A 26,700-nucleotide genomic window follows, 5' to 3' on the forward strand; every position below is an offset into this window, starting at 1 on the left:
CAGGTTCGATCGAGCCGTCTCATCGGACGGTCAGCGTGGCGCGCATCGCGGGATGGAAGTTGCACCGGTACGGATAGCTGCCCGACTTCCGCGCAACATAGCTCCACGATGCATTCGGCGCGATGCTCTGCGAATCGAACGCCTTCGAAGCCGAGCTCGCCGTATGCGGGAACAAGTCCTTGTTGATCCACACCACGCGGTCGCCTTGATGCACGGTGAGCGCCGGGGGATTGAAGCGCATCTGTTCGATGACGACGACGTAGGTCCCCGGCGCTGCCACGGCCGCGCCGGCCGACGTCATCCCGAACGCGGCGGCGCACGCGCAGGCAAGCACGAAGCCGCCCGCGCGTGTTGCCTGCCGGCGCTCGTTTGCCGCGTCAGTAACCCCCTTTCTCATGGCTCTTGCCCAACGTGGCCTGCAATCGCTTGGCATGGTCAAGGTGCGCGACGAACGCCGGCCGCACCTTGACGAGGAGCGCTTTCAGCTCCGCGTTCTTTGCGTTCGGGATCAAGGTCTTGTCGAGCGCGTCGATCACGGATTCGTGATACGTCACTTCGTGGTCGATATACGCCTGGTCGAAACCCTTGCCGCTCAGCGTTTTCAGATTGGCGAGGTTGGCGTCGCCGCCTTGCTGAAGGCTTTGGCTCGTCGCGTTCGCTTCCGGCGTCACGCCGAGCTTGTGGACAAGGTCGGTGGCGGCCTGGTTGACGCCGGTGTGGTCGGTGATCATCCGCTGCGCGAATGCCTTGACGTCCTTCGAATGCGTTTTCGACTCCGCCAGCTTGCCCGCATCGATATCGACCTGGTTGGCGGTCACGACGATGGCGGCGATTTGCGGGTCGGTGGGGCCGCCGCCTTGCGCCCAACAGGGCGCGCTGGCTAGGGCCAGTGCGGCGAACGATACTGCGGCGATCATCTTCATAAGGTATCTCCTTTGGGTTTCGAAAGTGTCCGATTCGGACTTGGATACCGGTTTAGATGTCACGTGTGCGCGCCGCGTTTCAGCGGCGAACGCGAAATCGGTATGACAAACGGGAGGGGGCTGGGGCTGCCCAGTACCGCCTCGGGCAGTGGCGGTCCGTCCAGTCCATCATAGGCACAGCTTGAACCTCCGACCACCTGAACCCCATTCAGTGCGCACTGAGACATCCCCAGAACGGTTTCGCCAAGGCTGCGCTAGCTCTGTCGCGTTGACATAACGCCTGTTTCCTCGGGCGGCTCCTGGTGTGGCTGCTTTTGAGCGCGGGGCTGACATTCGCAGAAATTCACTGAAGGGCAGGAACGAGTCGGTAATGGACGATTCCGAACAGGATGAGCGTAGGTCTTGGCCTGGCTTTCTGGATGGGGCCTCGTCAGATAACGCGCAGGTACTGCTGCGTCATTGGGGTGACGTTTGCAGGTACGGCGGTGGGTTGCGAGCTCATGTGACCGGGAAAATTTTCTTTGGCGGCCGAGTTTGCCAGCGGCCCAGACGGGTAAGCGCGAAGTTCGCCATTCGGCCAGTAGCTGGAGGTCGCGATCGGCGTGGCCAACCATATACGGACTCTCGATCGACCAAGCTGGTTTGCCGACAACCGGCTTCATACTTTGCTCGGGTACACTCGTGCCTCTGCCACACGCACCGCAAGAGCATGGACAGTCAGCTTTGGATCATTTGCGGGCTTACATTCGTAATCCATGTGATCGCGACATTGGCCTATGCTGTGCGGATCGCCGGCGTTCGCACGCGCCGTATAGCCTTGTCGTTTTCTTTGTTCGGAATCATCGCGCTGGTTTCCCGGACAGCCAACTCCTTTCAGGGGCCGTTCATCGCGAAACGGGTCGAAATAGATATCGCCCATCGGATGGGGAGTGGGTTACTCACCGACTTTCGGCTCTTCCTGCTGACCGCTACCGTGGCGAGCATTGTTGGATCATTCCTGATTCCGACGTTCCAGCGTTATTTCAGCCGAGCCGTCGAACACTTTCAGGTAAACCGCTCGATTCCTCGGTTGCTGTTGGACGCATGCAGTCGTGCAGGTGTTAGCTATCTTCGCATCGGTGCTCGATTTCCTTCCCGGAACAACGTAACGCAACTGGCCGCGAGTACCGGCGTGTCTTGGCAAGTTGTCGTGCTGAACATTGTTGCAATGGCAATATGGACAGTCGGTGTGTTTGCATCTCTGTATGCGGGTTACCTGAAACCCGACCTGAGAGTGACATGCGCGAATCTATCGTCTGTCATCAACGGCTTCGCGACCGTGGTATTGGCAGTCGTCATCGATCCGCAAGTTTCAGTAATGACCGACGATGTCATCGAAGGCCGGATATCAGAAAACAGCTTTCGGCGGGCCATCACGACGCTCGCCGGCGCACGTGTTCTCGGTACGCTATGCGCCCAGGCGGTGCTCGTTCCGGCGGCACTGGTCATCGTCCGCGTTGCTGAACTCATTTAACGCGATAACCTGAGTTTATCAGCGCGCACAACCTGCCTGCGCGAAGTTCGCCGTTCGGCCAGTTGCCCGAGAAGACAGGCGGCAGCTGCCGGCCAACACATGCCCATCTGAGCTACTGGAAAAACTGTCGGTGCATCTTCGTGAATGCAGCAGGCGTCGGTTGGGTTTGTAACCACTCCAGAACCAGCCGACCGCATTCAGCGCTGCTCGAAGACGATGTGTCCACAACGTAATCGTAATGTCGGTTAGCGTGAATCGAGTCAAATTGAGACTCAGCCAGTCCGATCTTACGGTCGCCGCGGGTCTGTTCGCGCTCGATCAGGACTTCGAGCGCACAAAAAACGCCAATAACGAGTACCGGTAGCCCGATCAGGTCTTCAAGCATGTAGCGCCACGCATCGGACGAGAGAACATGATCGACGATCACGGGTTGGCCGTGTCTGGAAAAGGTGGCAGCCGTGGCATTAATTGCTCGACACAGGGCTGCCACGCGAATTCGTGCCAACTGTTTTTCGACTTCCCAATAGTTGGCAGGCTCCATCCCTCGGAATACATCAAGCTCGACATGCAAATGATGCTCGTCCAAGTTCTCGCACAGATACTTGGACAGCGTACTTTTGCCCGAGCTGCTTGGACCGTTGAGTACAACGATGGCCCCCGGGGGGCGCAGCGTTTCGGTGATTGGCATCAAGGAACCCATCGGAAGCCTGCGAACGCAGGAGATCACTCGATTGTCTTCGAAGTGAAGCACACCGTGTCGAACATCGGTCCCTGGTCGATAACGGCCCCAAAAAGGGAGAGCGTAGGTTCTGGCGTAGCTTTGTGCCCAGTGCCTTCTCAAATAAGGCACAGGTACTGCTGCATCATCAGTGCCTGCACGTCAGACATCATTCGAACCATCGCCGACCGTCCAACAAGTCACGAAATCGCCGCTCGCCGTCGCTTCGATGGCGCTTGCGTTTGTTTGTTCGCTGTATCCTCGTCGTCAATGCAGCGGCCACGAACTGCCGCATGCATCCTCACCGGATCGAATGCGTTTTCCGTGTCGTGAAGAACCGGGCGGCAATGAACCCGGATCGGAATCAATACGAACGCATTGGTGTTTCCACCGATATGGAATACGCCGGGCAGGCCGATGTAGCAGAGGTGGTGCAGATAATAAATCCGAGGCCAATTATGACGACATCTGCAACAAACGGAATGAATAACGTATCGCCTGAAACGACCGAAGCGGCAGCAGTATCCGACGACGCGCCCGCCGCACCGTCGATCCTGCTGGTCGACGACGAGCCCAACGTGCTGTCGGCGCTCAAGCGCGTGTTCCGGCCCGCGCGCTACGACATCCTGACTGCCGACAGCGGCGACGCCGCGCTCGAGATACTGGCGTCGACCGAAGTCGACCTGATCGTGTCCGACATGCGGATGCCGCACATGAACGGGGCGGAATTTCTGGCCCGCGCGCGGGCGCTGTATCCGGACACGATGCGTATTCTGCTGACCGGCTATTCGGAGATCGCGTCGGTCGTGCAGGCCGTCAACGAAGGCGGCGTGTATCGCTATCTGAACAAGCCCTGGGACGATCACGACCTGTTGCTGACCATCGAACAGGCGCTGGAGCAGCGGCGTTTGCGCCGCGAAGCGGCTCGGCTGACTGCGCTGACGGAAGCGCAGAACGAAGCGCTGCGCCGTTTCAACACGGAACTCGAAACGCAGGTTCGTGCGCGTACCGAGGAACTCGGCCAGACCGTGATGTTCCTCGAAGCGGCGCAACGCGACCTGAAAAGCAGCTTTACGGCGATGGTCCAGGTCTGCGCGAGCATGATCGAGTTGCGTTGCGGGACCGCCAGCGGACACGCGATGCGGGTCGGCGAGATTGCGCGCCGGCTCGCGCTGTCGTCCGGGATGAGCAGTCTGCATGCGCAGGACGTCTATTTCGCGGGGCTGCTGCATGGCATCGGCAAATTGTCGCTGCCCGACGAATTGCTGCACAAGCCGACCACGCGGATGACGACGGACGAACACAGCCTGTTCCAGCAGCATCCGCTGCGCGCGCAGATGGTGCTGACGCCGGTCGCGCAATTGCACAAGGTCGCGTCGATCGTGCTTCACCAGTACGAGCGATTCAATGGACGCGGCACGCCGGACGGGCTGGCCGGCGACACGATCCCGCTCGGCTCGCGGATCATTGCGATCGCGCGCGATTTCGAAGGGCTGCGCAACGGCGAAATCGGGGCGCCGCATTCGGTCGAGCAGGCGCTCGATGCGTTGCGGTCGCAAGCCGGCGTGCGTTACGACCCGCAGATCGTCGAGCGCTGCATCGAGCTGATGCGGGACCCGGCGAGTCTCGGCATCGCGGCGTCGGTCTCGGAGATCAAGTCCGCGCAGTTGCGCGAAGGGATGCAACTCGCCGACGATCTGCGCACGCATCGCGGCGTGCTGCTGATGACCAAGGGCAGCGTGATGTCGGCGCACCAGATCGAGCTCGTGCGCCGCTTCGAGACGAGGGAAGGGACGCCGTTCGATATCCTCGTTCTGGCCGGTTCGGCCGCATCGATGCAGGCGCCCGGCGCGGGCGCGTCGCCCGGCTGACGCCGGCCCCGCGGCCCGATGGCTGCGGGTCGCACCGGACCGCGCGTCGCGGCAACGCATTCACATCGATTCGGGCGCTTGATCATGCACGGCACCTACGACCTTCTGCTCGTCCTGCTGTCGCTCGCCATCGCGACGCTGGCCTCCTATACGGCGCTCGACCTGGCCGCGTTCATTTCGTTGCTCGACAACCCGAAACTCAAGCGTGCGTGGCTGGGCGGCGGCGCGGTGGCGATGGGAACCGGGATCTGGTCGATGCATTTCGTCGGCATGCTCGCGTTCTCGTTGCCGATCCCGCTCGGCTATGCGTTGCAGGATACCGGCGCGTCGCTGGCGATCGCCGTGCTCGTGTCGTATTTCGCACTGAATGTCGTCACGCGCGCACGGCTGGGCTGGCGGCGACTGTGCGCGGGCGGCGCGCTGATGGGCGCCGGGATTGCCGGCATGCACTACACGGGGATGGCTGCGCTGCACATGCGGCCCGACATTCGCTACGATCCCGCGCTGTTTGCCGCATCGATCGGCATCGCGGTGATCGCGTCGACCGCCGCGTTATGGATTGCGCAGGCGCTGCGCGTGCAGCAGGCGCGTCATGCGACCGCGCAACGGGTCGGCGCGGCCGTCATCATGGGCATCGCCATTACCGGCATGCACTATACGGGGATGGCGGCCGCCCATTTCGCGCCGGATGCCCGATGCGGCGCCGCGAACGGGATCGACGCGCCGTGGCTCGCGACGACCGTCGCGCTGTTTACGATGGCGACCCTGATCGTCACGCTGCTGTTGAGCCGCTTCGATGCGCGCACAACCTTTTTGCGCGGGATGACCGATACGCTCGAGCGGCTCGTGCGATTGCGCACCGCGGAACTCGAACGCGCGTTGCGCCGTTACGAGCAGACGACGGAGATGCTGCAGCGCACGCGCGAGAACATGGCGACCGAGATCGACGAACGCAAGGCCGCGCAGGCGCGGCTCGAACAGGAGAAGGAAGAGCAGCGGCGCCTGCTGCATGCGCTCGAGGAAACCCACGTGCAGTTGCTGCAGTCGGAAAAGCTCGCGTCGATCGGCCAGCTCGCGGCGGGCGTCGCGCACGAGATCAATAATCCGATCGGCTTTGTCAGCGCGAACCTCAATACCTTGAAGACCTGGGTAAGAAGTCTGCTCGACGTGGTCGCGGCGCATGAAGCCGTGCTGCCGCAGCTCGACCCGGCCGCCCGCGACGCGCTGGCGGCCATGGGCCGCACCGCGGATCTGGACTACGTCCGCGACGAGATCGTGACGCTGATCGACGAATCGATCGATGGCGCGGTGCGGGTGCGGCGCATCGTGCAGGACCTGCGCGATTTCTCGCGCCCGGCCAACGACGAGTGGAGCGTGGTCGATCTGCATGCAGGCCTCGAGAGCACGCTCAATGTCGTCCATAACGAACTCAAGTACAAGGCCGACATCGTGCGCGATTACGGCGACGTGCCGCACGTCGAATGCCTGCCGTCGCAGTTGAACCAGGTATTCATGAACCTGCTGGTCAACGCGGCGCAGGCGATTCCCGAGCGCGGCGTCGTCACGATCAGCACGTCGAGCGATGGCGAACAGGTGTCGGTCGCGATCAGCGACACCGGAACGGGCATGGCGCCCGACGTCGTCCGGCGGATCTTCGATCCGTTCTTCACGACGAAGCCGGTCGGGCAGGGAACCGGGCTTGGATTGTCGGTCTCGCACGGCATCGTCGAGCGCCATCGCGGCACCATCGACGTGTCGAGCGAGCCCGGGCGCGGCACGACATTCCGCGTGAGGCTGCCGGTCCGGCAGGCACGCGACAACGCGAACGTGGCGGCACTGGAGCAGCGGGCATGAGGATGTGATCGTGGGCGCTGCACGTGTGCGGTCACGCGCGCTCGAATCCGTTCGGGGGGCCGTTGCGGAACTTCGATGGCAGCGTCGTCGTCGCGTCAGAGGCGGCTTGCGCCGCTCAGGTCAAGCCGGCCGGGACACGGGTTGACGCGCTATCCGGCGAGCGTCGGCCGCGCGACGTTGCCGATCCCGGTCGACGAACCCGGCTGCTCCGCCGCGTCATGCGCGACCGGCAGCGCGACACACACATAAAGAAACGCGCGCCGTTCGCGATCGGGCAGCACTTGCGGCCCGTAGCTGATCGTGACCGCGCCGTCGTTGATCTCGCCGGCCTGCGCGAAACGCCACGCGCCGGGATCGCTGTCGAGCAGGAATTCTGCGCGTGCATACGCATGCGGCTCGAACAGCGCGGGAATCGCCACCGGGCGTCCGTCGAGCTTGTCGAGCAATGCTTCGACCACGTTGAAGCCATAGCCGTCGCGCACGATGTCGCAGATGAAGCTGCCCGCGATGCGCGGATTCAGTTCGATCACGTGCGGCACGCCGTCGTGCACGATGCAGTCCAAATGCACGGGCCCCCACGTGAGCCCGGCTGCTGCGGTGGCGCGCGTGCCGACATCGATCAGCGCGCGCAGCGTGTCGGCATCGAGGTCGAGTTCGGACGTATAGCCGCGTTCGAGAAAGCCGGTGCCATGCCGCTTCAGCTTGCGAAGCGCGCCGACATAACGACCGTCGAAATACTCGATGCAGTATTCGCTGCCGCTCAGGAATTCCTCGATCACGACGCGCTCGGTCGCGAGCGACTGCGCATCGGTTTGCGCGGCGGCGAGCGCGTCGAGCTGCGCGCGCACTTCGGCGATGTCCTCGCAGCGCCGGACGCCGTCGCTCGCCGATCCTTCCGACGGCTTGACGACGACGGGAAAGCGCAACGGCGCGGCTGCGGCCGCGAGCGCCGCCGGCGCGGCCAGCGTGCCCGCGACGAATTGAGCGGCCGGGAGGCCGTGCGCAGCGAGCAACGCCTTCTGGTTCGACTTCGATACGGCGTGCGCGACGTGCCGCGCATCGGGGCCGGGCAGGCCGAGCGCGTCGGCGACCCATGCGGCGGTGCGCGCATAGGTGTCGTGCGCGGTCGTCACGCGCAGCGTGTCGATTTCGTCCGGAAAACGCGTGCGCAGCCAGCCGGCGAGCTGGCCGGCGTCGGGCGCGAGGTTGACCGTTTCGACACCGTCGGGAAAGACGCCGTCGAGACGATGGCCGGGCGCGGTGATGACGGTCACGGCCACCTGACGCGCGAGCGCGGCGCGCACGAGCGCGAGGCTGCTGCCGGTGGCGCGTGCGCCGATCACGATGAGTCGCTTCATGCGGGCTCCTTGAGCGAGGGCGGGAGAGTGGGGCCGCGGCGCGCGCCGGCTAACGCACGCGCCTGCGCAGGCGCTGCGCTTCGAGGCGCGGCAGCAGGTGCTGCACGACGCGCGGCAGCGTATAGATCGGCAACTGCGCGCACGTGAACACGAGCGCCATGGTCGGCGTCGCGGCGAGCCCGAGCGCGGCCCACATCAGACCGACGTTGCGATTGGCGACGATCAGCGCGACGTTGAGCCGCGTGCGGACGTCGCCGGGCGTGAGCCCGTACGCGATGATCTGGAAGCCCGCGTTGACGGCGAACGCGAGTGCGATCGCGGTCAATGCACGGTGCGGCGCATCGATGATCGATTGCTGCATGCCGGCCATCGTGCCGAGCGCAAACACCAGCAACGCGACGACGACGATCGCGTCGATGGGCATCGCGTAGCGGTCGAGCCGCGAACCGGCAAAGCGCCGCACGAGCAGCGCGACGCCTTCGGCGCTGCCGATCAGCAGCGCCAGCCGCAACGCGAGGCTTACGGGCGAGATCGACACGGCCGCATCGTGGCTGAACCAGGCCGTCAGCAGCGGCGCGGTGAGCGGCACGAACGCCATCGACGCGAGGGTCGCAACGAGCGCGACGCTCGCGTCGAACGACAGCATCCGTGCGATCGTCGACGTGCCGCTCGACGGCGGCGCGCAGTACGCGATCACCAGCGCCACGACCCAGTCGTACGGCATGCCGGCGAGCCGCGCCGCGATGCCGAGCGCGATCGGGCACGCGATCATCGTCACGGCAGGCAACAGCAGCGACACGGCCGGCCGCCGCGCGACCGCGCGCACGGCGCTGGGCTCGACGCGCAGCAGCGTGCCGAGCACGAACAGGAACACGGTGACGGGCATCAGCGGCCGCGCGAGAGCCGCGAGCGGCGGAACCAGCAGCCCGAGGCCGACGCCGCACGCGAGCACGGTCGGGCCGCGCCGCACCGTCGCGGCGATCAGTGCGCGCACGGGCGAGCCTTGGGCCGACGGCGAACGGAGGTGAAGCCGGAGCAGACAGCGGATGGCATGCGGATTCCTCGGAAAGGGGCCGGCCGGCACGGAATATCCGCTAGGCTAATCCGGATGATCGGCGAAGTAAAATGATATAAGATGAATCAGTAACAATAGAAAGTGATATGAACATACCTCTGCTCGAAACCTTCCGGGCTGTCGTGCAGGAAGGCAGCGCGTTGCGTGCGGCCGAACGGCTGGGCTGCACGCAGTCGAACGTGACCGCGCGGCTTCGCCAGCTCGAAGAGTCGCTCGACGCGCCGCTGTTCGACCGGCATGGCAAGCGGCTGGTGCTGAACGAAGCCGGGCGCCGGCTGATCCCGTATTGCGACCGTATCCTGCGTCTCGTCGACGAAGCGACGCAGGTGGTGCGCGAGACGCCGGTCGCGCGCAGCTTCCGGCTCGGTTCGATGGAAAGCACGGCGGCCACGCGGCTGCCGGCGCTCGCCGTAGCATTGAAGGCACGCGATCCGGCACTCGGTCTCGCGGTGCAGATCGGCAGCGAGCCGGAACTGGCCGACGCGCTGCTGCGCGGCCGGATCGACGCCGCGCTCACCGCGCGCGCGGTCGTCCGGCCCGGGCTGCGCTACGAGCCCGCGTTCGCCGAGGACATGGTGCTGGTGAGCGCGGCCACGGTCACGCGCCGGCAGTTGCTGGCCGACAACACGGTGCGGCTGCTGGCGTTTCACGACGGCTGCCCGTATCGTGCGGTCGCGGAGCACTGGCTGAAGGCGCGCGGCTTCGCGATCGAGTCGGTGTCGTCGTTCGGCACGTTCGGCGCCATCCTCGGATGCGTGGCGGCCGGCATGGGCGTCGCGATCCTGCCGAAGGGGATCACGACCGGGCACGTGGCGCGCAAGGAGTTGCGCGCGCACGCATTCGACGACCTCGACAGCGTGACGACCTACCTCGTCACGCCCGAAGCCACGCCCGCGCTGCCCGAACTCGACGCATTGCGCGCAGTGCTCGGCCGGCAGGCGGGCGCGCTGCTCGCGCGCTAGCGCCGGCGAGAGCGGGCAACGCCCGCCGCGCTATGCCGGCGCGACGGCGCGTTCGTCGGCGAAGAAATCGGCCTCGATTTCGCGGATGCGCCGGCAATCGTCGAGCAGCCGCTCGAACGTCGGGCTATAGAGGCCGACCGTGCCGAGCGCCGTCTGCAGGTCGGTGGTCACGCGCAGCGTGTCGCCGACCTTGATCCATTGCTTGAGCCCGACGAACGACGGCAGCGCCTGGATCGCCTGCCACGTGAAGTCCTGCGCGAGCACGCCGTTGCGCGACGACAGCAGCAGCACATGCCCGCAGTAGCCACGAAAATCCGCAGGCGCGGCGACTTCGCCGAACAGCCGCTCCGGATGCAGCACGGCTTCGACCGCGGCCGACACGTGATTCTCGCCGCTGACCGCGCTCGTCAGCCGCGGATCGAGGCTGCCGTGCAGCCGCGCGTTCAGCTCGACGATCGTCGGGCCGTCGGCGGTATCGAACAGCTCGAGATGGGTCGGCCCGAAGCGTACGTCGAGCGCGTCGAGCACGTCGGCTGCGTAATCGAGCAGCGGCGCGTAGCGCGGGTCGGCATGGTTCAGCACCAGCATCTTGTCGAGCCGCGGCGCGTGCGTGCGGTCGCGGTGCACTTCCCACAGGCTGACCACCCGATGGCGGCCCTCGAACGACACCGAATCGACGATGTATTCCTGCCCCTCGGAATAGCTCTGGATCACGATGTCGTCGTTCGGCTGGTTGTACAGCGAACGGGTGGCCAGCACGTCGCGCGCGGCCTCCTCGACCTGCGCAAGCGTCCGACAGATCTTCACGCCGGCCACGCCCGCGCTGCGCGCCGGCTTGACCACGAGCGGCAGCGTGCCGTGCGCGCGCGCCCAGGCGAGCGCTTCGTCGACCGACGTACTGTGGAAGTGCGCCGGTGCGCGCAGGCCGGCTTCCCGGATGCGCTCGTTCATCACGAACTTGTCGCGCCGCGCGGTCGACGTCGCGAGCGGGTTGCGATACGGCACGCCGAGCCGCTCGGCCAGCGTGTCGGCCAGCTCCAGCGCCGCGTCGAGGCCGTGCAGTACCGCGCCGATCCGCAAGTCGGCGAGCTGCGCGAGCGTCGCGTCGAGGTCGCCGTGATGCTGGACCTGGCGGATGTAGTCGGACGGGACGAACTGGTTCCGGTAGATTTCCGGCAAATCGGGGTCGCTGATCACGTGCACGCAACGGATGCCGTATGCGCGAAAGGCGGGCGCCAGATAGGCGGCCGTCGACGCGCCGTCGACGATCAGGACGGTGTCGATGAAGCGATGCTGCATGGATTCCTCGCTCGGCTGTGGGATCGGTTGAAGAGAGGCGGTCTGCACGTGCTCAGGCCCGCGTGCGGGTGTCCGGTGCGTCGCTGGGCCAGCGCGCGGCCAGCACGATGCAGACGGCGACGAGCACGGCCGCAATGGCGAACGCGCGCGACGCGCCGGCCACGATCGCCACGCCCTGGCCCGCAACCAGCGCGCCGAGCGCCGCGACACCGACGGCGGCGCCCACCTGGCGCGCGGTATTGAGGATTGCGGAAGCCGTGGCCGAGCGGCCGGCGTCGACGCTGCCGAGCATCGTCGACGTCAGCGCGGGAATCGCGATACCGCCGCCGATCGCCATCGCCGCGAGCCCCGGCGCCAGCAGTGCGTACGGCGTGTGCGCGGCGAGCGTTTGCCACAGCCACACGTAGCCGGCGAGCGACACGGCGAGGCCGACGATGACGGTCGTGCGGAACCCGTACCGGACGGAGAGTCGCGCACTCGCGAGGTTGGCGAGCATGATGATCGTGAGCGGCGCGAGCGCGAGCCCCGATTCGGTCGCCGTGAAGCCGCGTGCGTTCTGGAAATAGAGGCTGAGCGAGAAGATCAGCCCGTAGAACGCGGCATTCGTGACTGCGCCGACCGCGAGCGTGCCCGGCACGCGCGCGATCCGAAACAACGCGAGCTGCAGCATCGGCGCGGTCACGCGCCGCTCGATCGCGACGAACAGCGCGCCGAGCACGACCGACGCGGCCAGCGCGCCGGCCGCATACGGGTCGCCCGGCCCGTGCGCGCCGGCCCGGATGATTCCGCCCGTCAGCAGCCCGAGCACAAGCACCGCGACGATCTGGCCGGCCGGGTCGAACAGCCGTGTGCGCGCGGCGACCGAATCCTGCACGTGGCGCAGCGTGAGCCACAGCCCGACCGCGCAGATCGGCAGGTTGATGAAGAAGATCGCGCGCCAGCCGAACGAATCGATCAGCAGGCCGCCGAGCGTCGGCCCGGCCGCGCTGATCGCACCGCCCGTCGCGCTCCACCACGCGACGGCCTTCACGCGGGCGGCGGCGTCGTTCGCGCAAGCGTGCGTGATGAGCGCGAGCGACGTGGGCAGGATCATCGCGGCGCCGACGCCCTGCGCGACACGCGCGGCGATCAGCGCCGCCAGCGACGGCGCCAGCGCACAGCCGAGCGACGCCAGCAGGAACAGCGCGAGGCCGTACGCGAACAGCCGGCGGCTGCCGAAGCGGTCGGCCAGCGTGCCGGACGTCAGCAGCAGCGCGGCGAACGACAGCGTGTACGCATCGACGATCCATTGCAGCCCGTGGACACTCGATCCGAATGAATGACCGAGGCTCGGAATCGCGACGTTGACGACGGTCACGTCGAGCTGGACGATCGCGAAGCCGAGGCTTGCGGCCGCGACGGTCGGGAAGATCGCGCGCAGCGACGTGCGGTGCGACGGCGCGGCGGCGGTCAGCGCGCTGTCGAGCGCCGGAACGCGTTCGCTCATCGCGGCTTCCGGGCCGGGTAGTTCGGGAGGCAGTACAGCAGGCGGTATCGGTTCATCTGGCGGGTTTCCGTATGGCGGATGGAGGGAGCGGTTGCCCGTCGAAGGCCCGCCGCATCATCGAATCCGACAGAAAACTAGCATCGACCCGCTAGCGAATACAAATAATAACCAGCGATTTTTTAACAAGTATTCGTGTTAAAGACGGGCTCGATCGATGCGGCATGACATCAGCCGCGTTGCTGAACTTATATCGATAATTTTTGTTTGCAATCGACTTAATATCATTTCGCAACGGGATGACGGTCTCCTAGTCTTGTCGAGCGCTTCGCACCGAGGACGGCGAAGCGCGGCGGTGGTGCCATACCGCCCTTCGACCCAGGATATTGATACGAGAGACCTATGACCTATCTCGCAGATGAACGCATCGTTTTGACGGCAGTGGAGTCCGGTCACATCCGGAAGACGCTCGGCGCGCTGGCCTACGACCCGGCCGGCGGCGCCGGCTACATCAGCGTTGTACGCAAGCTCGCGTACAACGCGTTTCCCGACCGAATCGTCGACGCATTCGACCGCGCGAAGGCGCCGACCGCGGACGCGCACGGCTCGATCGAGATCGACAACCTGCCGATCGACGACGACGTGACGGGCAGCCCGAGGTTCGAGGAAACCGGCCGCTCGTTCAAGGCCGGCGTGCTGAGCGAGAACGTGCTGGTCGCACTGAGCACGCTGGCCGGAGAGCCGTATTCGATCGCGCACGAAGGCCGCGAGCTGGTGAACAACCTGACGCCGCACAAGACGACCGCGCGAGACTATACGGGCCTCGGCTCCGAGGTCGAGCTCGATTTCCATATCGAGAACGCCGCGCAGGCGCACATGCCCGAAGGCGACACGTCGCCGTTCGCGTTGCTGCTGCTCGGCGTGCGCAGCGAAGCCGGCGGCGGCCCGTACACGCGGCTCGCCGATGCGCGCCGCGCGCTGCAACTGCTGTCGCCGGACGATATCGCGCAACTCTACGGCGAGCACTACATCATCCGCGTGCCGTACCGGTGGCGCGGCGCGTCGCCGACGCCGCGCGACAACACCGACCTGAGCGCCGTGCTGTCGGGGCCGCTCGACGCGCCGCGCGTGACGGTCGCGTTCTATCCGGACATGGTGCTGGCGGTCAATACGCGCGCGCAGGAAGCGCTGGCGAACCTGTATCGCGCGGTGCGCGAGGTGTCGTTCGGCGTCCAGGTGTCGCCGGGCAAGCTGGTGCTGATCAACAACCATTTCACGCTGCATTCGCGCGATCGCTTCGATCCGCAATACGACGAGAACGACCGCGCGTTTCGCTGGGTGCAGCGCGTGTTCGTCGCACGCAGCCTGTGGAATTTCCGCGCGTTCACGCCGCTGCAGGCGCGCGTATTCGATCCGAAAGCGCTGTACGCCGGCGAGTCGCAAGCGGCGCGCCCGGCACCCGTCGCGCAACCGGTGCCTCAGCGAGCGGCCGCAGCCGAACTCGAAGCGACACCCGCGTGAGCGGGCCGCGAACGCAGGGCGGGGCGGCGGCGTGCGCTGAAAATCGTTCCGCTCGCGTTCGCCGCATGCATCATCGAACAGGAAGGAATCCGGAAGACATGAGAAGAACAGCATTTCCCGTTGCGCGCGCCGCTCGCGTGCTGGCCGCCATCCTGATCGGCGGCAGCGTCGCCGCGCAGGCCGCGACGTTCGACCTGAGCCCCGAGCAGCCGGGCCGGCAGCGCGGCACCGTGAACCCGGCGGTCGAACAGGCGTTGCCGGGCGGTTTCAAGTTTGCCGAAGCGCACACGCTGACGATCGGCATCGCGCCGAACCTGCCGCCGCTCAGCACGTACGCGACCGATGCGCGGACGGTGGTCGGCTTCGATCCCGATCTCGCGCAGCTCATCGCCGACAGTGCGGGGCGCAAGCTGAAGATCGTGCCGCTCGCGTGGGCCGACTGGCCGCTCGCGCTGCAGTCCGGCAAGGTCGACGCGGTGATCTCGAACGTGACGGTCACCGAGCAGCGCAAGGAGAAGTTCGACTTCTCGACCTATCGGAAGGATCAGCTCGGCTTCTATGTGAAAACCGGCAGCCGGATTGCCGCGATCCGCGAGCCGAAGGACGTCGCCGGGCTGCGCGTGGTGACCGACTCAGGAACCAACCAGGAAAAGATCCTGCTTGAATGGAACCGGCAGAACGTCGCGCGCGGCCTCGAACCGGTCGCGATCCAGTATTACGCCGATTCGGCGGAGCGCTGGGTCGCGCTGCAGTCGGGCCGCGTCGACACGATCTTCAGCGTGAATTCGATGCTTGCGTACCAGGCGTCGCTGCGCGGCGATGCGAAGCTGATCGGCACCGTGAGCGGCGGTTGGCCGCGCACCGCGGACATCGCGATCACGACGCGCAAGGGCAGCGGCCTCGCCGATCCGCTGACGGCCGCGATCAATGCGCTGATCGCGAACGGCAGTTACCGGAAGGTGCTCGACCGCTGGCGTCTCGACGCCGAAGCGATCGACCAGTCGCAGACCAATCCGCCGGGGCTGCCGCGCACCTGAGGGACGAACGCAGCGACGCTCAGGTGATCGGCCATTGCAGGATGACGATCCCGTCGTTGTAGTCGCTGTCGGCGCCGTCGTCGGCCCCGAGCCGGCCGAGCCGCGCCGCGATGGGCCGATCGATTTCGGCAAGGGCGGGGAAGAGGCCGCCCGCGATCGCCAGCTTACCGGTACGTCCAGAGCCGATGCAGCACGAACGTCGTCGGCGGGATCAGCAGCGCGATCACGACGACGCTCATTGCGCGCGACACGTCGAGCAGTTCGGCGGCACGCGCGAGCAGCAGCGTTTCGACGAAGCCGGCCAGTGTGACCGTGAGAAAACGCAGCGCGTTGCGCGTGCGTACCGTCGACGAAAAGCTCCACAGCGTATTCGCGAGATACGAGAACGCGGTGGCGCACAGGAACGCGACGGCATTCGCGGCCACCAGCGTCGCATCGAACAGCGTGAACAGGGCCGCCGCGACCAGCGTATGGATCGCGGTCGAGCAGAGCCCGGACACGCCGAAGCGCACGAGCCGCGTGCGCTCGGCGTAGAGCAGGTTGATCATGGCCGTTCGTGCGCGTCAGCGTGCGCCGATCCGCGCCCGGGCCGGCTGCACGCGCCGGCGAGCAAGCTGGCGGCGCGCGTCGCGTGCGACCGGCAGTTCGATCACCTTGCCGTGCGCCTGGTAGCGGCGGCGGATCAGGTAGACGGGCCGTTGCTTCGACTCGTCGTAGATCCGCCCGATGTATTCGCCGACGACGCCGATCCCGATCAGCTCGATGCCGCCGATGAACAGCGTGACCGAGATCAGCGACGCGTAACCGAGCACCGGATTGCCGAACAGCAGCGTGCGGAAGATGACGAACGAGCCGTACAGGAACGCGAGCGCGGCGATGCCGACGCCGATGTAGGTCCAGCTGCGCAGCGGCACGGTGCTGAAGCTGGTGATCCCTTCCAGCGCGAAATTCCACAGCTTCCAGCCGGAGAACTTCGAGTGTCCGGCGCTGCGCGGGTCGCGCTGGTATTCGATGATCACGGTCTGGTAGCCGACCCACGCGAACAGCCCCTTCATGAAGCGGTGCCGCTCGGGCAGGCTGCGCAGCGCGTTCACGACCTTGCGGTCCATCAGCCGGAAATCGCCGACGTTTTCCGGCAGTTTCACATCCGACAGCAGGTTGTGCACGCGGTAGTAGATCGCGGCCGCGGTGCGCTTCGCGAACGAATCGCACGCGCGGTTGCTGCGCTTGGCTGCGACGACTTCCGCGCCGTTGCGCCAGTGTTCGATCATCACCGGAATCAGGCTCGGCGGGTCCTGCAGATCGGCGTCGAGCGGGATCACCGCGTCGCCGGCGGCTTCGTCGAGGCCGGCCGTCAGCGCCGCTTCCTTGCCGAAGTTGCGGGTGAGATCGATGACGCGCACGCGCCGCTCGCGGGTGCTGATCCGGATCAGGCGTTCGAGCGTGTCGTCGCGACTGCCGTCGTTCACGCAGACGATCTCGAAGCGGATCGCGTCGATGGCCGTCAGCAACGGAATCACGACGTCGAAGAAGTGCTCGACGGCCTCGCCTTCGTTATAGAACGGCACGACCAGCGAAACGAGCGGCGTGTAGAGTGATTCGCGCATGATGGTTCCCCTTGTGATGTCGCTTCACCGACCCGCGCCGATCGTCGGGCGGCCGGCGCGGTGCAATCCGTACGCCGGGCGGTGGTGCGATCGGACCGGATGCGTGAACCCGGTCTCGGTCGAGTTGTCGCGTGCGTCCGGCATCGACGGCACGTCGTGTCTTTCCTGTGCGATCCGGCTGACGAGCAGCGCGAGCGATGCCAGCGTGACGAGCGGCAGGAACTGGAACGACAGATGCGGCACGACCGCGAGGCCCGCGAGCGGCATCGGCCACAGCAGCATCAGCCATTCGCGATCGAAGCGCCGCCAGCCGTGCGTCCACGCATAGCGCGCGTACCACGCGATCACGAGGCCGTACCAGGTCAGGTCATAGTCGTACAGATAAGGGCTGACGAGCAGGCATGCGCATGCAAGGGTCGCGGCGCGCAGCGCATAGGAACACGCGCCGCGCCATGCATAGACGACGGCGATGGCCGCGGCCGCAGCCGACAGCAGCTGAAGGCCGCGCGCGACAATCGCGGGCCAGCCGGCCATCGTCGCGAGCGCGAACACGGACGGCATGCGCGCGAGCTTGGCGTGACCGGTGCCGACGATCGCGTAGACGTTGCCGATCACGTGCGCGAACGTGATCCACGGACCGACGCCGAACGCGAGCGTCGCGAGCGCGACGCTGCCGGCGATCGTCGCGGCCCACGCGGCCAGCGCGCGCCATTGGCCTGCGCACAGCAGCGCGAGCGGGAACAGCACCGCGAGCTGCGGTTTCATCGTCAGCAAGCCGAAGCAGATCCCGGCGCACACGGGGCGGCGGTTCAGCACGAGCAGGCCGACGCCGGCGAGCGTCGCGGTAAAGAGGCTGGTCTGTCCGACGATCACGGTGAGGAACGCGCCGGGGAACGCGAGCGCGCACAGCCACGCGGCATCGCGCTGCACGGTCGCGCGGATCGTTGCCGCGAACAATGCATAGGTGCCTCCGAGGCACAGCACGAGCGCGAACATGTACGGCATCCAGCCGAGCGGCAACACGAACAGCAGCGTGGTGGGCGGATAGAGCCATGGCAGCGTGCCATCCGCGATGCTTATCGTCGGGATCGCGAGCTTCTGGACTGCGAACAGCGCGGGGAAATGCCATGCGTCGGCGCCGTGTCCGTGCGCGGCGAGCCACGCGGCGCTCCAGATCGGCGAGAAATCAGGCGACAGCGGTTCCGGTGCGGCGTGGTGCGACAGGAACAGGCGGACCAGATAGATGCAGACGAACAGCAGCTCGGTCAGCAGCACGGCACCCGCATAGAGGCGCACGCGATCGCGATTGAGCCAGTGCGGATAGCGGCGCGGGCCCGCGATCGGAAGTTCCGGATGCACATCGATGGCCGGATGCGCGTGACGGGCGAACGAAGGCGCTTTCATCGCACGCTCCGGGATGCGAGCGCCGTGCGGCGCACGACGACGAACAGCACCGCGAGCAGCACCACCGGCCCGATCTGCGGCAGCTTCATCAGCCGGTTCAGCATTTCGAAGATCGGCAGCAGCCACGCGAGCACGAGGATGCCTTGGTCGCCGGGCAGCCAGCCTTCGTCGAGGCCGTGCGCGATCAGGCAGAAGATCGCGATGCCGAGCCACGTCAGTTCGTAGTGCCACAGATACGGCGTCGTCAGCAGCGTGGCGACCGCCAGCACCGCGCCGCGCAAGCGCATGTCGCACGTGCGGCGCCATACATCGATAGCCGCGGCGATCGCGAGCAGCGCGACCGCCGCTTGCGCGGCCAGCGCGGCCGCCACCGGCGCACCGGCGAGCCGCAGCGCGGCGAACGGTGTCGGCGACGCGAGCCAGTACGACGCGAGCATGAAATGCTGATCGCGTACCGTCGACATGGCGTGGCTCAAGCCGTGCAGCGCGCCAGGGCCAGCCAGTGCAATCCCGGCGGCCGCGAACAGCGTCGCGCTGATCGCCGCCGCCGCGAACGTGCGCCACGCACGCGCCGCGATCAGCACGAACGGGAACACCACGGCCAGTTGCGGCTTGATCGCGAGCAGCCCGATCACCACGCCGGCCGCGACCGGGCGCTTGCCGAGCAGATGCAGCGCGAGCGCGGCGAGGCCGGCGGTCAGGATGCTGTTCTGTCCGAACAGCGCGGACAAGCACACCGCCGAATACGCGACCATGACGAGCGCCGCGGCGCGCGGGTGGGGAAGATGCGCGCGCAATCCCGACAACCGCGAGACGGCGAACGCGTAGCATAAAAGACTGCCCGCGGAAAAGAGGAAGTAAGCGGGCAGGAAAGGCACAAGGGCAACCGGCGCGATGAACAGCAACATCGTCGGCGGATAGAGCCAGGGAAGCGGCCGGTTTTGCAGATACGCACCGAAGTGCGCGAACTCGGCCTGCAGGAATGACGAAGGGTCGTAGGCCGATGCGGCATGGCCTTGCAACACGAGATGCGATGCGGTCCAGAAGACCGAAAAGTCGGTGCCCGGGCGGGCGGTGGCGTTCGACGTGAAGCCGTCGGTCACGACGCCCCAGACAACCAGCAACGATACGAAGAGCATCAGCATGATGCAGCTGTACGGAATGATCCGGTCGGCTGTCAGCCATTGAGCACAGCGTATTGCGCGATCGCGCGTTCCACGATTGGCTGTGTACATGATGCCCCGTCTGTAGTGGTGGCTGCGTGGTCTGTCGCAGCGGTTTCATGTTGTCGTGCCTGCGGATCGAATCGCTCTGAAACGGCGTTGTCCGGTGAATGCATTGTTGAAGAAAAAATCGCGTGTTGCAAATCACCCACTGACAGCCGGGATTTCGATGTGCCGGTAACCGGCGTGAAAACCGCGTTTTCAAGTATGAGAAATCGACACGGCCGGGTTTCGTGTATCTGGTTTGAAACATTCCGCTTGTTTCATTTTGTTACACCCCGCCAAACGCGCGGCACGCGACCGAATTTCCGCGTTCGGGAAAATCCTGACGAAATTTTTTGCGCCCTTTGTGCAGCACGTCGGCGAGCGTTCCGGCCTGCCGCGCATGCGGGAGCGGATATATCAAATCTGAAACATTTCCGGCATCGCGCTTCCGGCCGGAGAAGGCGGGGATCGCCGGAACCCTTGATACGTCTGGATTTTGCCCGGGATGGCCTGCTCTTTGCGTAAGCGTTGGCACGGCAGTCGACGATGTGACGACCGGGCGGTTCCAGGAACAGACAGATGGAGCCGGCTTCGGAATCACCTGCGGAAACGAAGGCCGGAGCGCGTCGGGGAACACGCAGCTCCAGGTCGATGAACCGCGAGAACCGTTGTCGATCGACCGATGAGACCCGGTATTTCCAGGGCAATAAGAAATCGGCATGGCAGCACATGGGGAATAAAAATGAAAGACCACAGCACACAGCGGCCCGCGAGCCGCGACAAAGACGAGTTGCTGCATCGCCGGGAGTTCGACTCCCGTTCAATTGAATACCGTGCGTCGAACGGCAGCCACGCCGTTCCGGTCGATCGGCATGCCCGGTTTATCCGGCTGATCGAACCGTCCGCGCATCTCTTGCGTTCCCTCTTGCTGAAATCCGTTCACACGGACAGGTGTGCGCATCCCTGTCCTCGCAGCTGAGCGTCACGTTTCGATTTTCTTGTAGTGCCGGTGGTGCCCATCCCCAACGTCCTGACAGACGAAGGGTTTTTTGTAGCAGTCCGAAAGGAGAATGCTCATGTCTAGTTTTATCGAAAAGATCGCCTGGTTCATCGAGGATCAGGACGGCGTGACGGCCATTGAATACGGCCTGATCGCCGCGCTGATCGCGATCGGCATCATCGCCGCGCTGACGACGGTCGGTACGGATCTGAAGACCGTATTCGGTACGGTCGCAGACGATCTGGACTCGGTAGTAGCAGCCATTTGATGGACGGTACGAAGAACGGCTCGTCTGAATCGTTCGTCGGCACCACACGGCATCAACGACATTCCTCGACGTATCGACGCCAGATCAATCGATCCAGCCGGCACGCGAGGGCTTTGAAAGTAACTACGCAAGGAGATCATCATGTCCAAGTTCATTCAGCAAGCCAGCCGTTTCGTCCGCGATGAAGACGGCGTGACGGCCATCGAATACGGCCTGATCGCTGCACTGATCGCCATTGGCATCATTGCCGCGCTGTCGACGGTCGGCAAGGACCTCAAGACCGTGTTCACCACGATCGCGGACGACCTCGATTCGGCGGTCGCAGCCATCTGATGGACCGTACCGCGGGCGGCTCGGCTGGTGCAGTGCTCGAGCCGTCCCCGGTCTTCTGATCAACCCGGAACCGGAGACCATCATGCAAGCCATTGCGCGTGTCGTATGCCGCTGGATCGACGACGAGCAGGGCGTGACGTCGATCGAATATGCGTTGCTCGGGTCGATGTTCGCCGTCGCGGTACTCGGCAGCGTCGTCACGCTGAAAGGCTCGCTTGCCGATACGTACGAGGTGATCGCGACGGCCGTGACGGCTGCCGTGACCACTGCGCTGGCAATGGTCTCCTGATCCATCGATTCGACCCGCGAGGTTCGCCATGTTACCTGTTGCGCCGCCTTACCCGGTTCCGTTATGCGTGACGCTGCTCGCGGTCGCCGCGGCCAGCACGGACATCGCGACCCGACGCATCCCGAACCGCCTCGTCGCGATCGGACTCGTCGGCGCGCTGGTCGCCCAGTGCCTGCTGCACGGCGTCCAGGCAGGCGCACTCGGATGGCTCGCCGGCGCTGCGACCGGATTCGGCCTGCTGCTGCCGTTCTACCTGTTGCGCGGGATGGCGGCCGGCGACGTGAAGCTGATGCTCGCGATCGGCGCATGGGTCGGCGCGGAAATGACGTTCTACATCGTGCTGGCCACCTTCGTGGCCGGCGGGATCGGCGCCATCGCGTTCGCGCTGTTGCGCGGCCGCATGCGCCAGATGTGGGCGAACGTCCGCGCGCTGATCGCGCGGCGCTCGCAAGGGGCAAGCACCGGGGCCGCCGACAGCCCCGCGGAATTCGCTTCGGTCGGCACGCTGCCGTACGGCGTGGCGATCGCAGCCGGCACGCTGGGCATGCTGTTCGCGTCGTGCGCATAGCGCGACGAATCCGCAACGAGGACGGAACGACCATGAACACGAACCACACCGAACCGAGACGCGACGCGCAGGTGGCCCACCTGCCCGACCCGTTGCCGTCGCGGGAGGCCTATACGAAACTGGGCTCGCAGTTGCCGGCGGCGCCGCGCACGCTCGAGGAAACCGGGCTGAGCATGACGTTCGTCGCCGGGCTCGTGCTGAAGTCGACGCTGATGCTCGGCCGTCCGTCATACGGCGATCTGGTCGAGCGGCATTGCCTGCCGCTCGCGGTGCTCGACGACGTCTTCGCGTTCCTGGTGCGCGAGCATCTCGTCGAGCTCACTCATCGCGGCGCGACCGATCTCGACGTGACGTTCCGCCTGACCGACGCGGGCCGCGTGCTTGCGCTGGAGGAACGGGCGCGCAGCGGCTACAGCGGGCCCGCGCCGGTGACGCTCGACGCGTATCTCGAATGCGTGGCCGTCCATTCGGTGCGCAAGCTGCACATCGGCCAGAGCGACGTGTGGGCTGCGTTCGAAGGCATCGTGATCGACACGGCGGTCCTCGACGCGGCGGCCGCGGCGCTGAATGCGGGCCGCCCGCTGCTGATCTACGGCCCGGCCGGCAGCGGCAAGACCTTTCTCGCCGAGCGGCTCGGCACGCTGATGCACGGCCGCGTGCCGGTGCCGCACGCGATCTGTGCGGCCGGTGAAGTGATCCAGATCTACGATCCGCTCGTGCATGTCGACGCGCCATCGCAACCCGGCGGCCCGTCGGTCGATCGCCGCTGGCGCCTGTGCCGGCGGCCGGTCGTGCTGTCCGGCGGCGAACTGACGCTCGAAGAGCTCGATCTTCGCCGCGACGAGGCCGCGGGCTTTTACCAGGCGCCGCCGCACATGAAGGCGAACATGGGCATGTACATCATCGACGATCTCGGCCGTCAGCGCGTCGAGCCGCGCGACCTGCTCAATCGCTGGCTGCGCCCGCTCGATCGCGGCGTCGATTTCATGACGCTCGAGTCGGGCAATCGCTTCGTGTTGCCGTTCGACGTGTGGCCGGTGTTTTCGAGCAACCTGTCGCTGGAATTGTTCTGCGACGACGCGTTCCTGCGCCGCCTTGGCTCGAAGCTTCACGTCGGTCCGCTGTCGATCGACGACTACCGCACGGTGTTTGAGGCGGCCTGCGCGTCGCTCGGCCTCGTATCGGCGAGCGATGCATTCGACTACCTGCTGCATCGGCTGCACCTGCCGACCGGCAAGGCTTTTCTCGCGTGCTTTCCGGCCGACCTGCTGCGCCTCGTGGCCGCCGGCGCGCGGTATCGCGGCGACCCGCCCGAGGTGACGCACGACGCGTTGTACGACGCGTGGGCGAGCTACTTCGGCGCCGCCCCCGAACGGGACGGCAGCCATCCGCCGCCCATCGAGCGCGGTGGCCGTACGTTCGTCACCGGTTGAGCCGTTTCTTTCACGAATCGTCGAGGAGCATTGCCATGAAAAACAGTCGAGCGCTCATGATGCTGGTCGTCGCGATGGTCGCGGGTCTTGCCGCGGTCGTGTTCGCGTCCCACTGGCTGGTGCAGACATCCACGAGCTCGGTCACGCCGGTCGCGGTGGCGACCAACGACCTGAACCTGGGCGAACCGCTCGGGCCGAACCAGATCCACCTGGTGAGCTGGCCGTCGGGCAGCGTTCCGACCGGCGCGTTCACCGATACGAAAGGGCTCGAAGGGCGCGTCGTGCGCACCAGCCTGTCGCGCGGCGAACCGGTGATCGAGTCGAAACTCGCGCCGGTCGGCACGAAGGGCGGGCTGTCTGCGGTGATCGCCGACGGCAGCCGCGCGATCACGGTGCGCGTGAACGACGTGGTCGGTGTCGCGGGCTTCGCGCTGCCGGGCAACTACGTCGACGTGATCGTCAACACGCAGGAGCAGCAGGGCAAGACCGACGGGCAGAGCATCTCCAAGATCGTGCTCGAGCACATCCTCGTGCTCGCCGTCGCGCAGCAGGTCAGCCGCGACGACACGGCGCCGAAGGTGGTCAACGCGGTGACGCTGGAAGTCACGCCCGACCAGGCCGAACGGCTCGACCTCGCGCGCAGCGTCGGCACGTTGTCGCTCGTGCTGCGCAACCAGGTCGACCAGAAGACGCTGAACACCGATGGCGCGACCAAGCTGACGCTGCTGGGCAAGGAACCCGCGCCCGAAGCGCTGCCGGCTCCCGCCCACGTGCGGACGGTGCGCGTGCATGTCGCGTCTCGCGCGGCGCCGGAAGCGCGGCGCGACTGCGTCGGCGTGCTGACGGGCGTGAAGGGCAGCGTCGAATGTTTCTGAAGCAGATCAACACATCCAGATAGATAAACAGCCTGGCCGTCGGCACACGGTGGCCTTGGAAGTCGACAACCGGCACGGCGCCGGTCTCTCGGGGATCAGACAAAATGAAGATCAAACCGCAACGTACAGGTACTGGCCCACTGCGGACGCGCGTCGCACGGGGCACGATGATGGCCGCGATCCTCTGTTCCGGATGGCTGACCGTCTATGGCGCACTGGCCCAGGAAGGCATCGAATCGGCCGTGCTGACGAAGGGCGGCGCCAGCGCGCCGACCGCGGTCGGCAAGGGGCCCGTGCAGATGACGATCAGCATGGCGGCGGCACCGGTCGCCGCGGCCGCCGCGTCGTCCGGGCCGCTGCGCGGGCCGAACTGCATCGGCGCGGTGCGCGATTCGACCAGCGTCAGCGTGCCGCTCGGCAAGTCGCTGCTGGTGCCGATGCCGGAGCCGGTCCGCAATCGGACGATCGGCAATCCGGCCGTCGCGCAGGCGACGATGGTGTCGCCGCAAACGCTGTACATCCTCGGGCTGTCGGTCGGCACGACCAACATGATCGTGCAGGGCAGGAGCGGCGCATGCCGCGTGATCGACGTGGCGGTCGGCGCGGACGCCGGCGGCCTGCAGGCATCGCTGCAGCAGCTGATGCCGGGCGAGCGCGACATCCATGTGACGACCGCGGCCGGCACGATCGTGCTGTCGGGCAACGTGTCGAGTTCGCAGGCCGCGCAGCAGGCCGTACAGATCGCGCATGCCTACGGCGACAGCGCCGGCGAACCCGCTGCGGGCGGCAAGGCGGGCGGCGGCGTGCTCAACATGCTGAGCATCACGTCGCCGCAGCAGGTGATGCTCGAGGTGAAGGTGGCCGAGGTGTCGAAGACGCTAATCAACCAGATGGGCAGCGCGTTCAACATCCAGGGCGGGTTCGGTTCGTGGAGCGGCGCGCTGGTCAGCAACCTGCTCGCGGGCGTCGCGAGCGGGGCCATCTTCAACAAGGCGAACAACAAGCCGTTCAGCATCGCGGCCGACGCGCAGAACACCGACAACCTCGTCAAGATCCTCGCGGAGCCGAATCTCGTGACGATCAGCGGCCAGGAAGCCACGTTCCTCGCCGGCGGCAAGATCTTCATCCCGATCCCGCAAAGCAGCGGCAACGGCACGTCGTCGATCACGCTGCAGGAAGAGGAGTTCGGCGTCGCGCTGAAGTTCACGCCGACGGTGCTGTCGAACGGCCGGATCAGCCTGAAGGTCGCACCGGAGGTGTCGGAGCTGTCGCAGACGGGCGTCACGCTGAGTGCGTCCAACATCGGCGGCACGTCGATCCTGCCGCTGATCACGACGCGGCGTGCGTCGACGACGGTCCAGATGAGCGACGGCGAATCGTTCGCGATCGGCGGGCTGATCAAGGACAACGCGAGCGGCGCGCTGAAGGCGATCCCGGGGGTCGGCGAAGTGCCGGTGCTCGGCGCGCTGTTCCGCAGCACGTCGTTCCAGCAGGATCGCACCGAGCTGATCTTCCTGATCACGCCGCACCTGGTTAAGCCGCTGCAGACCGCGGACGTGCCGATGCCGACCGACAGCTTCTCGACGCCGAACGAAGCCGACGTGTATGCGACGGGCAACATGGAAGGTCGTGGCGGGGTCCGCAGGGCGGGCGCACAACCCGCGAACGGCGCGGCAGCTGCACCGCAGGCTCCTGCCCAGGCACCGGTACCGGCGCCGGCGCCGCAATCGGAAGCCCCGGCCGGTCGGGCCGCCGCACTGCCCGCGCCGCGCGCGCCGCAAGGCGCGGACGCGCAGCCGCCGGTGCCGGTCGAGCCGCAGAAGGCGCCCGCGCCAGTGGCGGCAACCGCGCCGCAGCACGACGCGGCAAATGCGGCAAATGCGGCAAACGCGGCAAACGCGGCAAACGCGGCAAACGCGGCAAACGCGGCCCGCATCGCGCATATCGAAGCCGCCGCCGCGCGCCTCGCGGCGGCCGGCCCCGACACGCCGGCCACGCCGGCGGCGCGACCGAAGCACCGGATGCCTGAGGCTGCCCGAGCGCAGGTCGCGCACGCGGAACCCCAGTCCACCGATCGTTGAAGCCATCCAAGGGGACGTTC

26 protein-coding genes are annotated in these 26,700 nt (G+C 66.2%); 13 read left to right on the plus strand and 13 right to left on the minus strand.

The annotated features are described in order from the left end of the window. Positions 1 to 19 precede the first annotated feature (19 nt). The gene (locus tag CUJ89_RS33785; RefSeq protein WP_114181812.1) at positions 20 to 397 is read right to left on the minus strand and encodes a cupredoxin family copper-binding protein; all 378 of its coding nucleotides are present in this window, start codon (positions 395 to 397) and stop codon (positions 20 to 22) included. Next, positions 378 to 923: a DUF4142 domain-containing protein gene (locus tag CUJ89_RS33790; RefSeq protein ID WP_114181813.1), complete on the minus strand. Its 546-nt coding sequence runs from the start codon at positions 921 to 923 to the stop codon at positions 378 to 380. Before CUJ89_RS33790 ends, CUJ89_RS33785 begins: the two co-directional genes overlap by 20 nt. Before the next feature lie 709 nt (positions 924 to 1,632). Between CUJ89_RS33790 and CUJ89_RS33795 the strand changes: the two genes are divergently transcribed. Continuing rightward, positions 1,633 to 2,436 carry a lipid II flippase Amj family protein gene (locus CUJ89_RS33795; RefSeq protein ID WP_114181814.1) on the plus strand — a complete coding sequence of 268 codons (804 nt, stop codon included), beginning with the start codon at positions 1,633 to 1,635 and terminating at the stop codon, positions 2,434 to 2,436. A gap of 112 nt (positions 2,437 to 2,548) precedes the next feature. Here the strand turns inward: CUJ89_RS33795 and CUJ89_RS33800 are convergent, their stop codons facing one another. Beyond that, entirely contained in the window at positions 2,549 to 3,136 is a 588-nt protein-coding gene (locus CUJ89_RS33800) for a chloramphenicol phosphotransferase CPT family protein (RefSeq protein WP_114181815.1), read from the minus strand. Positions 3,137 to 3,612: 476 nt separating this feature from the next. Between CUJ89_RS33800 and CUJ89_RS33805 the strand changes: the two genes are divergently transcribed. Both CUJ89_RS33805 and CUJ89_RS33810 read left to right on the plus strand, forming a co-directional pair. After that, on the plus strand, positions 3,613 to 5,025 hold the full coding sequence (locus CUJ89_RS33805; protein ID WP_114181816.1) for an HD domain-containing phosphohydrolase: 1,413 nt from the start codon (positions 3,613 to 3,615) through the stop codon (positions 5,023 to 5,025). Positions 5,026 to 5,109: 84 nt separating this feature from the next. Continuing rightward, positions 5,110 to 6,879 (plus strand): histidine kinase, encoded by a 1,770-nt coding sequence (locus tag CUJ89_RS33810; protein WP_114182441.1) that lies wholly within the window; start codon positions 5,110 to 5,112, stop codon positions 6,877 to 6,879. 149 nt (positions 6,880 to 7,028) lie between these two features. Here the strand turns inward: CUJ89_RS33810 and CUJ89_RS33815 are convergent, their stop codons facing one another. Beyond that, positions 7,029 to 8,237, minus strand: coding sequence for an ATP-grasp domain-containing protein (locus CUJ89_RS33815; RefSeq protein ID WP_114181817.1), 1,209 nt, complete (start codon positions 8,235 to 8,237; stop codon positions 7,029 to 7,031). A 49-nt stretch (positions 8,238 to 8,286) separates the two neighbouring features. Next, entirely contained in the window at positions 8,287 to 9,231 is a 945-nt protein-coding gene (locus tag CUJ89_RS33820; protein WP_114181818.1) for a hypothetical protein, read from the minus strand. 167 nt (positions 9,232 to 9,398) lie between these two features. On the opposite strand from CUJ89_RS33820, the gene CUJ89_RS33825 reads away from it, so the two are divergent. Beyond that, entirely contained in the window at positions 9,399 to 10,274 is an 876-nt protein-coding gene (locus CUJ89_RS33825; protein ID WP_114181819.1) for a LysR family transcriptional regulator, read from the plus strand. 30 nt (positions 10,275 to 10,304) lie between these two features. Here CUJ89_RS33825 and CUJ89_RS33830 read toward each other — a convergent pair whose 3' ends face one another. Then, positions 10,305 to 11,573: an ATP-grasp domain-containing protein gene (locus CUJ89_RS33830; RefSeq protein ID WP_114181820.1), complete on the minus strand. Its 1,269-nt coding sequence runs from the start codon at positions 11,571 to 11,573 to the stop codon at positions 10,305 to 10,307. A gap of 52 nt (positions 11,574 to 11,625) precedes the next feature. Next, positions 11,626 to 13,059 carry an MFS transporter gene (locus CUJ89_RS33835; protein ID WP_114181821.1) on the minus strand — a complete coding sequence of 478 codons (1,434 nt, stop codon included), beginning with the start codon at positions 13,057 to 13,059 and terminating at the stop codon, positions 11,626 to 11,628. Positions 13,060 to 13,458: 399 nt separating this feature from the next. Between CUJ89_RS33835 and CUJ89_RS33840 the strand changes: the two genes are divergently transcribed. Both CUJ89_RS33840 and CUJ89_RS33845 read left to right on the plus strand, forming a co-directional pair. Further along, positions 13,459 to 14,577 carry a TauD/TfdA family dioxygenase gene (locus CUJ89_RS33840; protein WP_114181822.1) on the plus strand — a complete coding sequence of 373 codons (1,119 nt, stop codon included), beginning with the start codon at positions 13,459 to 13,461 and terminating at the stop codon, positions 14,575 to 14,577. Positions 14,578 to 14,675: 98 nt separating this feature from the next. Beyond that, entirely contained in the window at positions 14,676 to 15,614 is a 939-nt protein-coding gene (locus CUJ89_RS33845) for an ABC transporter substrate-binding protein (protein WP_114181823.1), read from the plus strand. Positions 15,615 to 15,633: 19 nt separating this feature from the next. On the opposite strand, the gene CUJ89_RS39110 is transcribed toward CUJ89_RS33845, so the two are convergent. The 6 genes from CUJ89_RS39110 to CUJ89_RS37905 form a co-directional block, all read right to left on the minus strand. Beyond that, positions 15,634 to 15,801 (minus strand): fucose-binding lectin II, encoded by a 168-nt coding sequence (locus CUJ89_RS39110; RefSeq protein ID WP_114182442.1) that lies wholly within the window; start codon positions 15,799 to 15,801, stop codon positions 15,634 to 15,636. Beyond that, positions 15,779 to 16,162 (minus strand): GtrA family protein, encoded by a 384-nt coding sequence (locus CUJ89_RS33855; protein ID WP_114181824.1) that lies wholly within the window; start codon positions 16,160 to 16,162, stop codon positions 15,779 to 15,781. Before CUJ89_RS33855 ends, CUJ89_RS39110 begins: the two co-directional genes overlap by 23 nt. Positions 16,163 to 16,177: 15 nt before the next feature. Continuing rightward, positions 16,178 to 17,221: a glycosyltransferase family 2 protein gene (locus tag CUJ89_RS33860; protein WP_114181825.1), complete on the minus strand. Its 1,044-nt coding sequence runs from the start codon at positions 17,219 to 17,221 to the stop codon at positions 16,178 to 16,180. A gap of 24 nt (positions 17,222 to 17,245) precedes the next feature. Continuing rightward, positions 17,246 to 18,625, minus strand: a complete 1,380-nt coding sequence (locus tag CUJ89_RS33865; RefSeq protein WP_114181826.1) for a glycosyltransferase family 87 protein — start codon at positions 18,623 to 18,625, stop codon at positions 17,246 to 17,248. Continuing rightward, positions 18,622 to 19,860, minus strand: coding sequence for a glycosyltransferase family 87 protein (locus CUJ89_RS33870; RefSeq protein WP_114181827.1), 1,239 nt, complete (start codon positions 19,858 to 19,860; stop codon positions 18,622 to 18,624). Before CUJ89_RS33870 ends, CUJ89_RS33865 begins: the two co-directional genes overlap by 4 nt. Before the next feature lie 259 nt (positions 19,861 to 20,119). Then, a complete protein-coding gene (locus CUJ89_RS37905) occupies positions 20,120 to 20,632 on the minus strand; it encodes a hypothetical protein (protein WP_152036690.1) in 513 nt (170 codons plus the stop codon). Between the two features lie 277 nt (positions 20,633 to 20,909). Between CUJ89_RS37905 and CUJ89_RS33875 the strand changes: the two genes are divergently transcribed. The 7 genes from CUJ89_RS33875 to CUJ89_RS33905 all read left to right on the plus strand — a co-directional run bounded on the left by CUJ89_RS33875 (position 20,910) and on the right by CUJ89_RS33905 (position 26,680). Next, a complete protein-coding gene (locus CUJ89_RS33875; protein WP_114182443.1) occupies positions 20,910 to 21,101 on the plus strand; it encodes a Flp family type IVb pilin in 192 nt (63 codons plus the stop codon). A gap of 141 nt (positions 21,102 to 21,242) precedes the next feature. Continuing rightward, positions 21,243 to 21,434: a Flp family type IVb pilin gene (locus tag CUJ89_RS33880; RefSeq protein ID WP_114181828.1), complete on the plus strand. Its 192-nt coding sequence runs from the start codon at positions 21,243 to 21,245 to the stop codon at positions 21,432 to 21,434. Between the two features lie 82 nt (positions 21,435 to 21,516). Then, on the plus strand, positions 21,517 to 21,723 hold the full coding sequence (locus CUJ89_RS33885) for a Flp family type IVb pilin (RefSeq protein WP_114181829.1): 207 nt from the start codon (positions 21,517 to 21,519) through the stop codon (positions 21,721 to 21,723). 28 nt (positions 21,724 to 21,751) lie between these two features. Next, entirely contained in the window at positions 21,752 to 22,291 is a 540-nt protein-coding gene (locus CUJ89_RS33890) for a prepilin peptidase (protein ID WP_114181830.1), read from the plus strand. 32 nt (positions 22,292 to 22,323) lie between these two features. Beyond that, on the plus strand, positions 22,324 to 23,724 hold the full coding sequence (locus tag CUJ89_RS33895) for an ATP-binding protein (RefSeq protein WP_114181831.1): 1,401 nt from the start codon (positions 22,324 to 22,326) through the stop codon (positions 23,722 to 23,724). 35 nt (positions 23,725 to 23,759) lie between these two features. Further along, positions 23,760 to 24,599 (plus strand): Flp pilus assembly protein CpaB, encoded by an 840-nt coding sequence (cpaB, locus tag CUJ89_RS33900; RefSeq protein ID WP_114181832.1) that lies wholly within the window; start codon positions 23,760 to 23,762, stop codon positions 24,597 to 24,599. A gap of 104 nt (positions 24,600 to 24,703) precedes the next feature. Next, the gene (locus CUJ89_RS33905; RefSeq protein WP_114181833.1) at positions 24,704 to 26,680 is read left to right on the plus strand and encodes a type II and III secretion system protein family protein; all 1,977 of its coding nucleotides are present in this window, start codon (positions 24,704 to 24,706) and stop codon (positions 26,678 to 26,680) included. Positions 26,681 to 26,700: the final 20 nt, after the last annotated feature.

Origin of the sequence: Burkholderia pyrrocinia (genome assembly GCF_003330765.1) — a bacterium.
Lineage (GTDB): Bacteria > Pseudomonadota > Gammaproteobacteria > Burkholderiales > Burkholderiaceae > Burkholderia > Burkholderia pyrrocinia_B.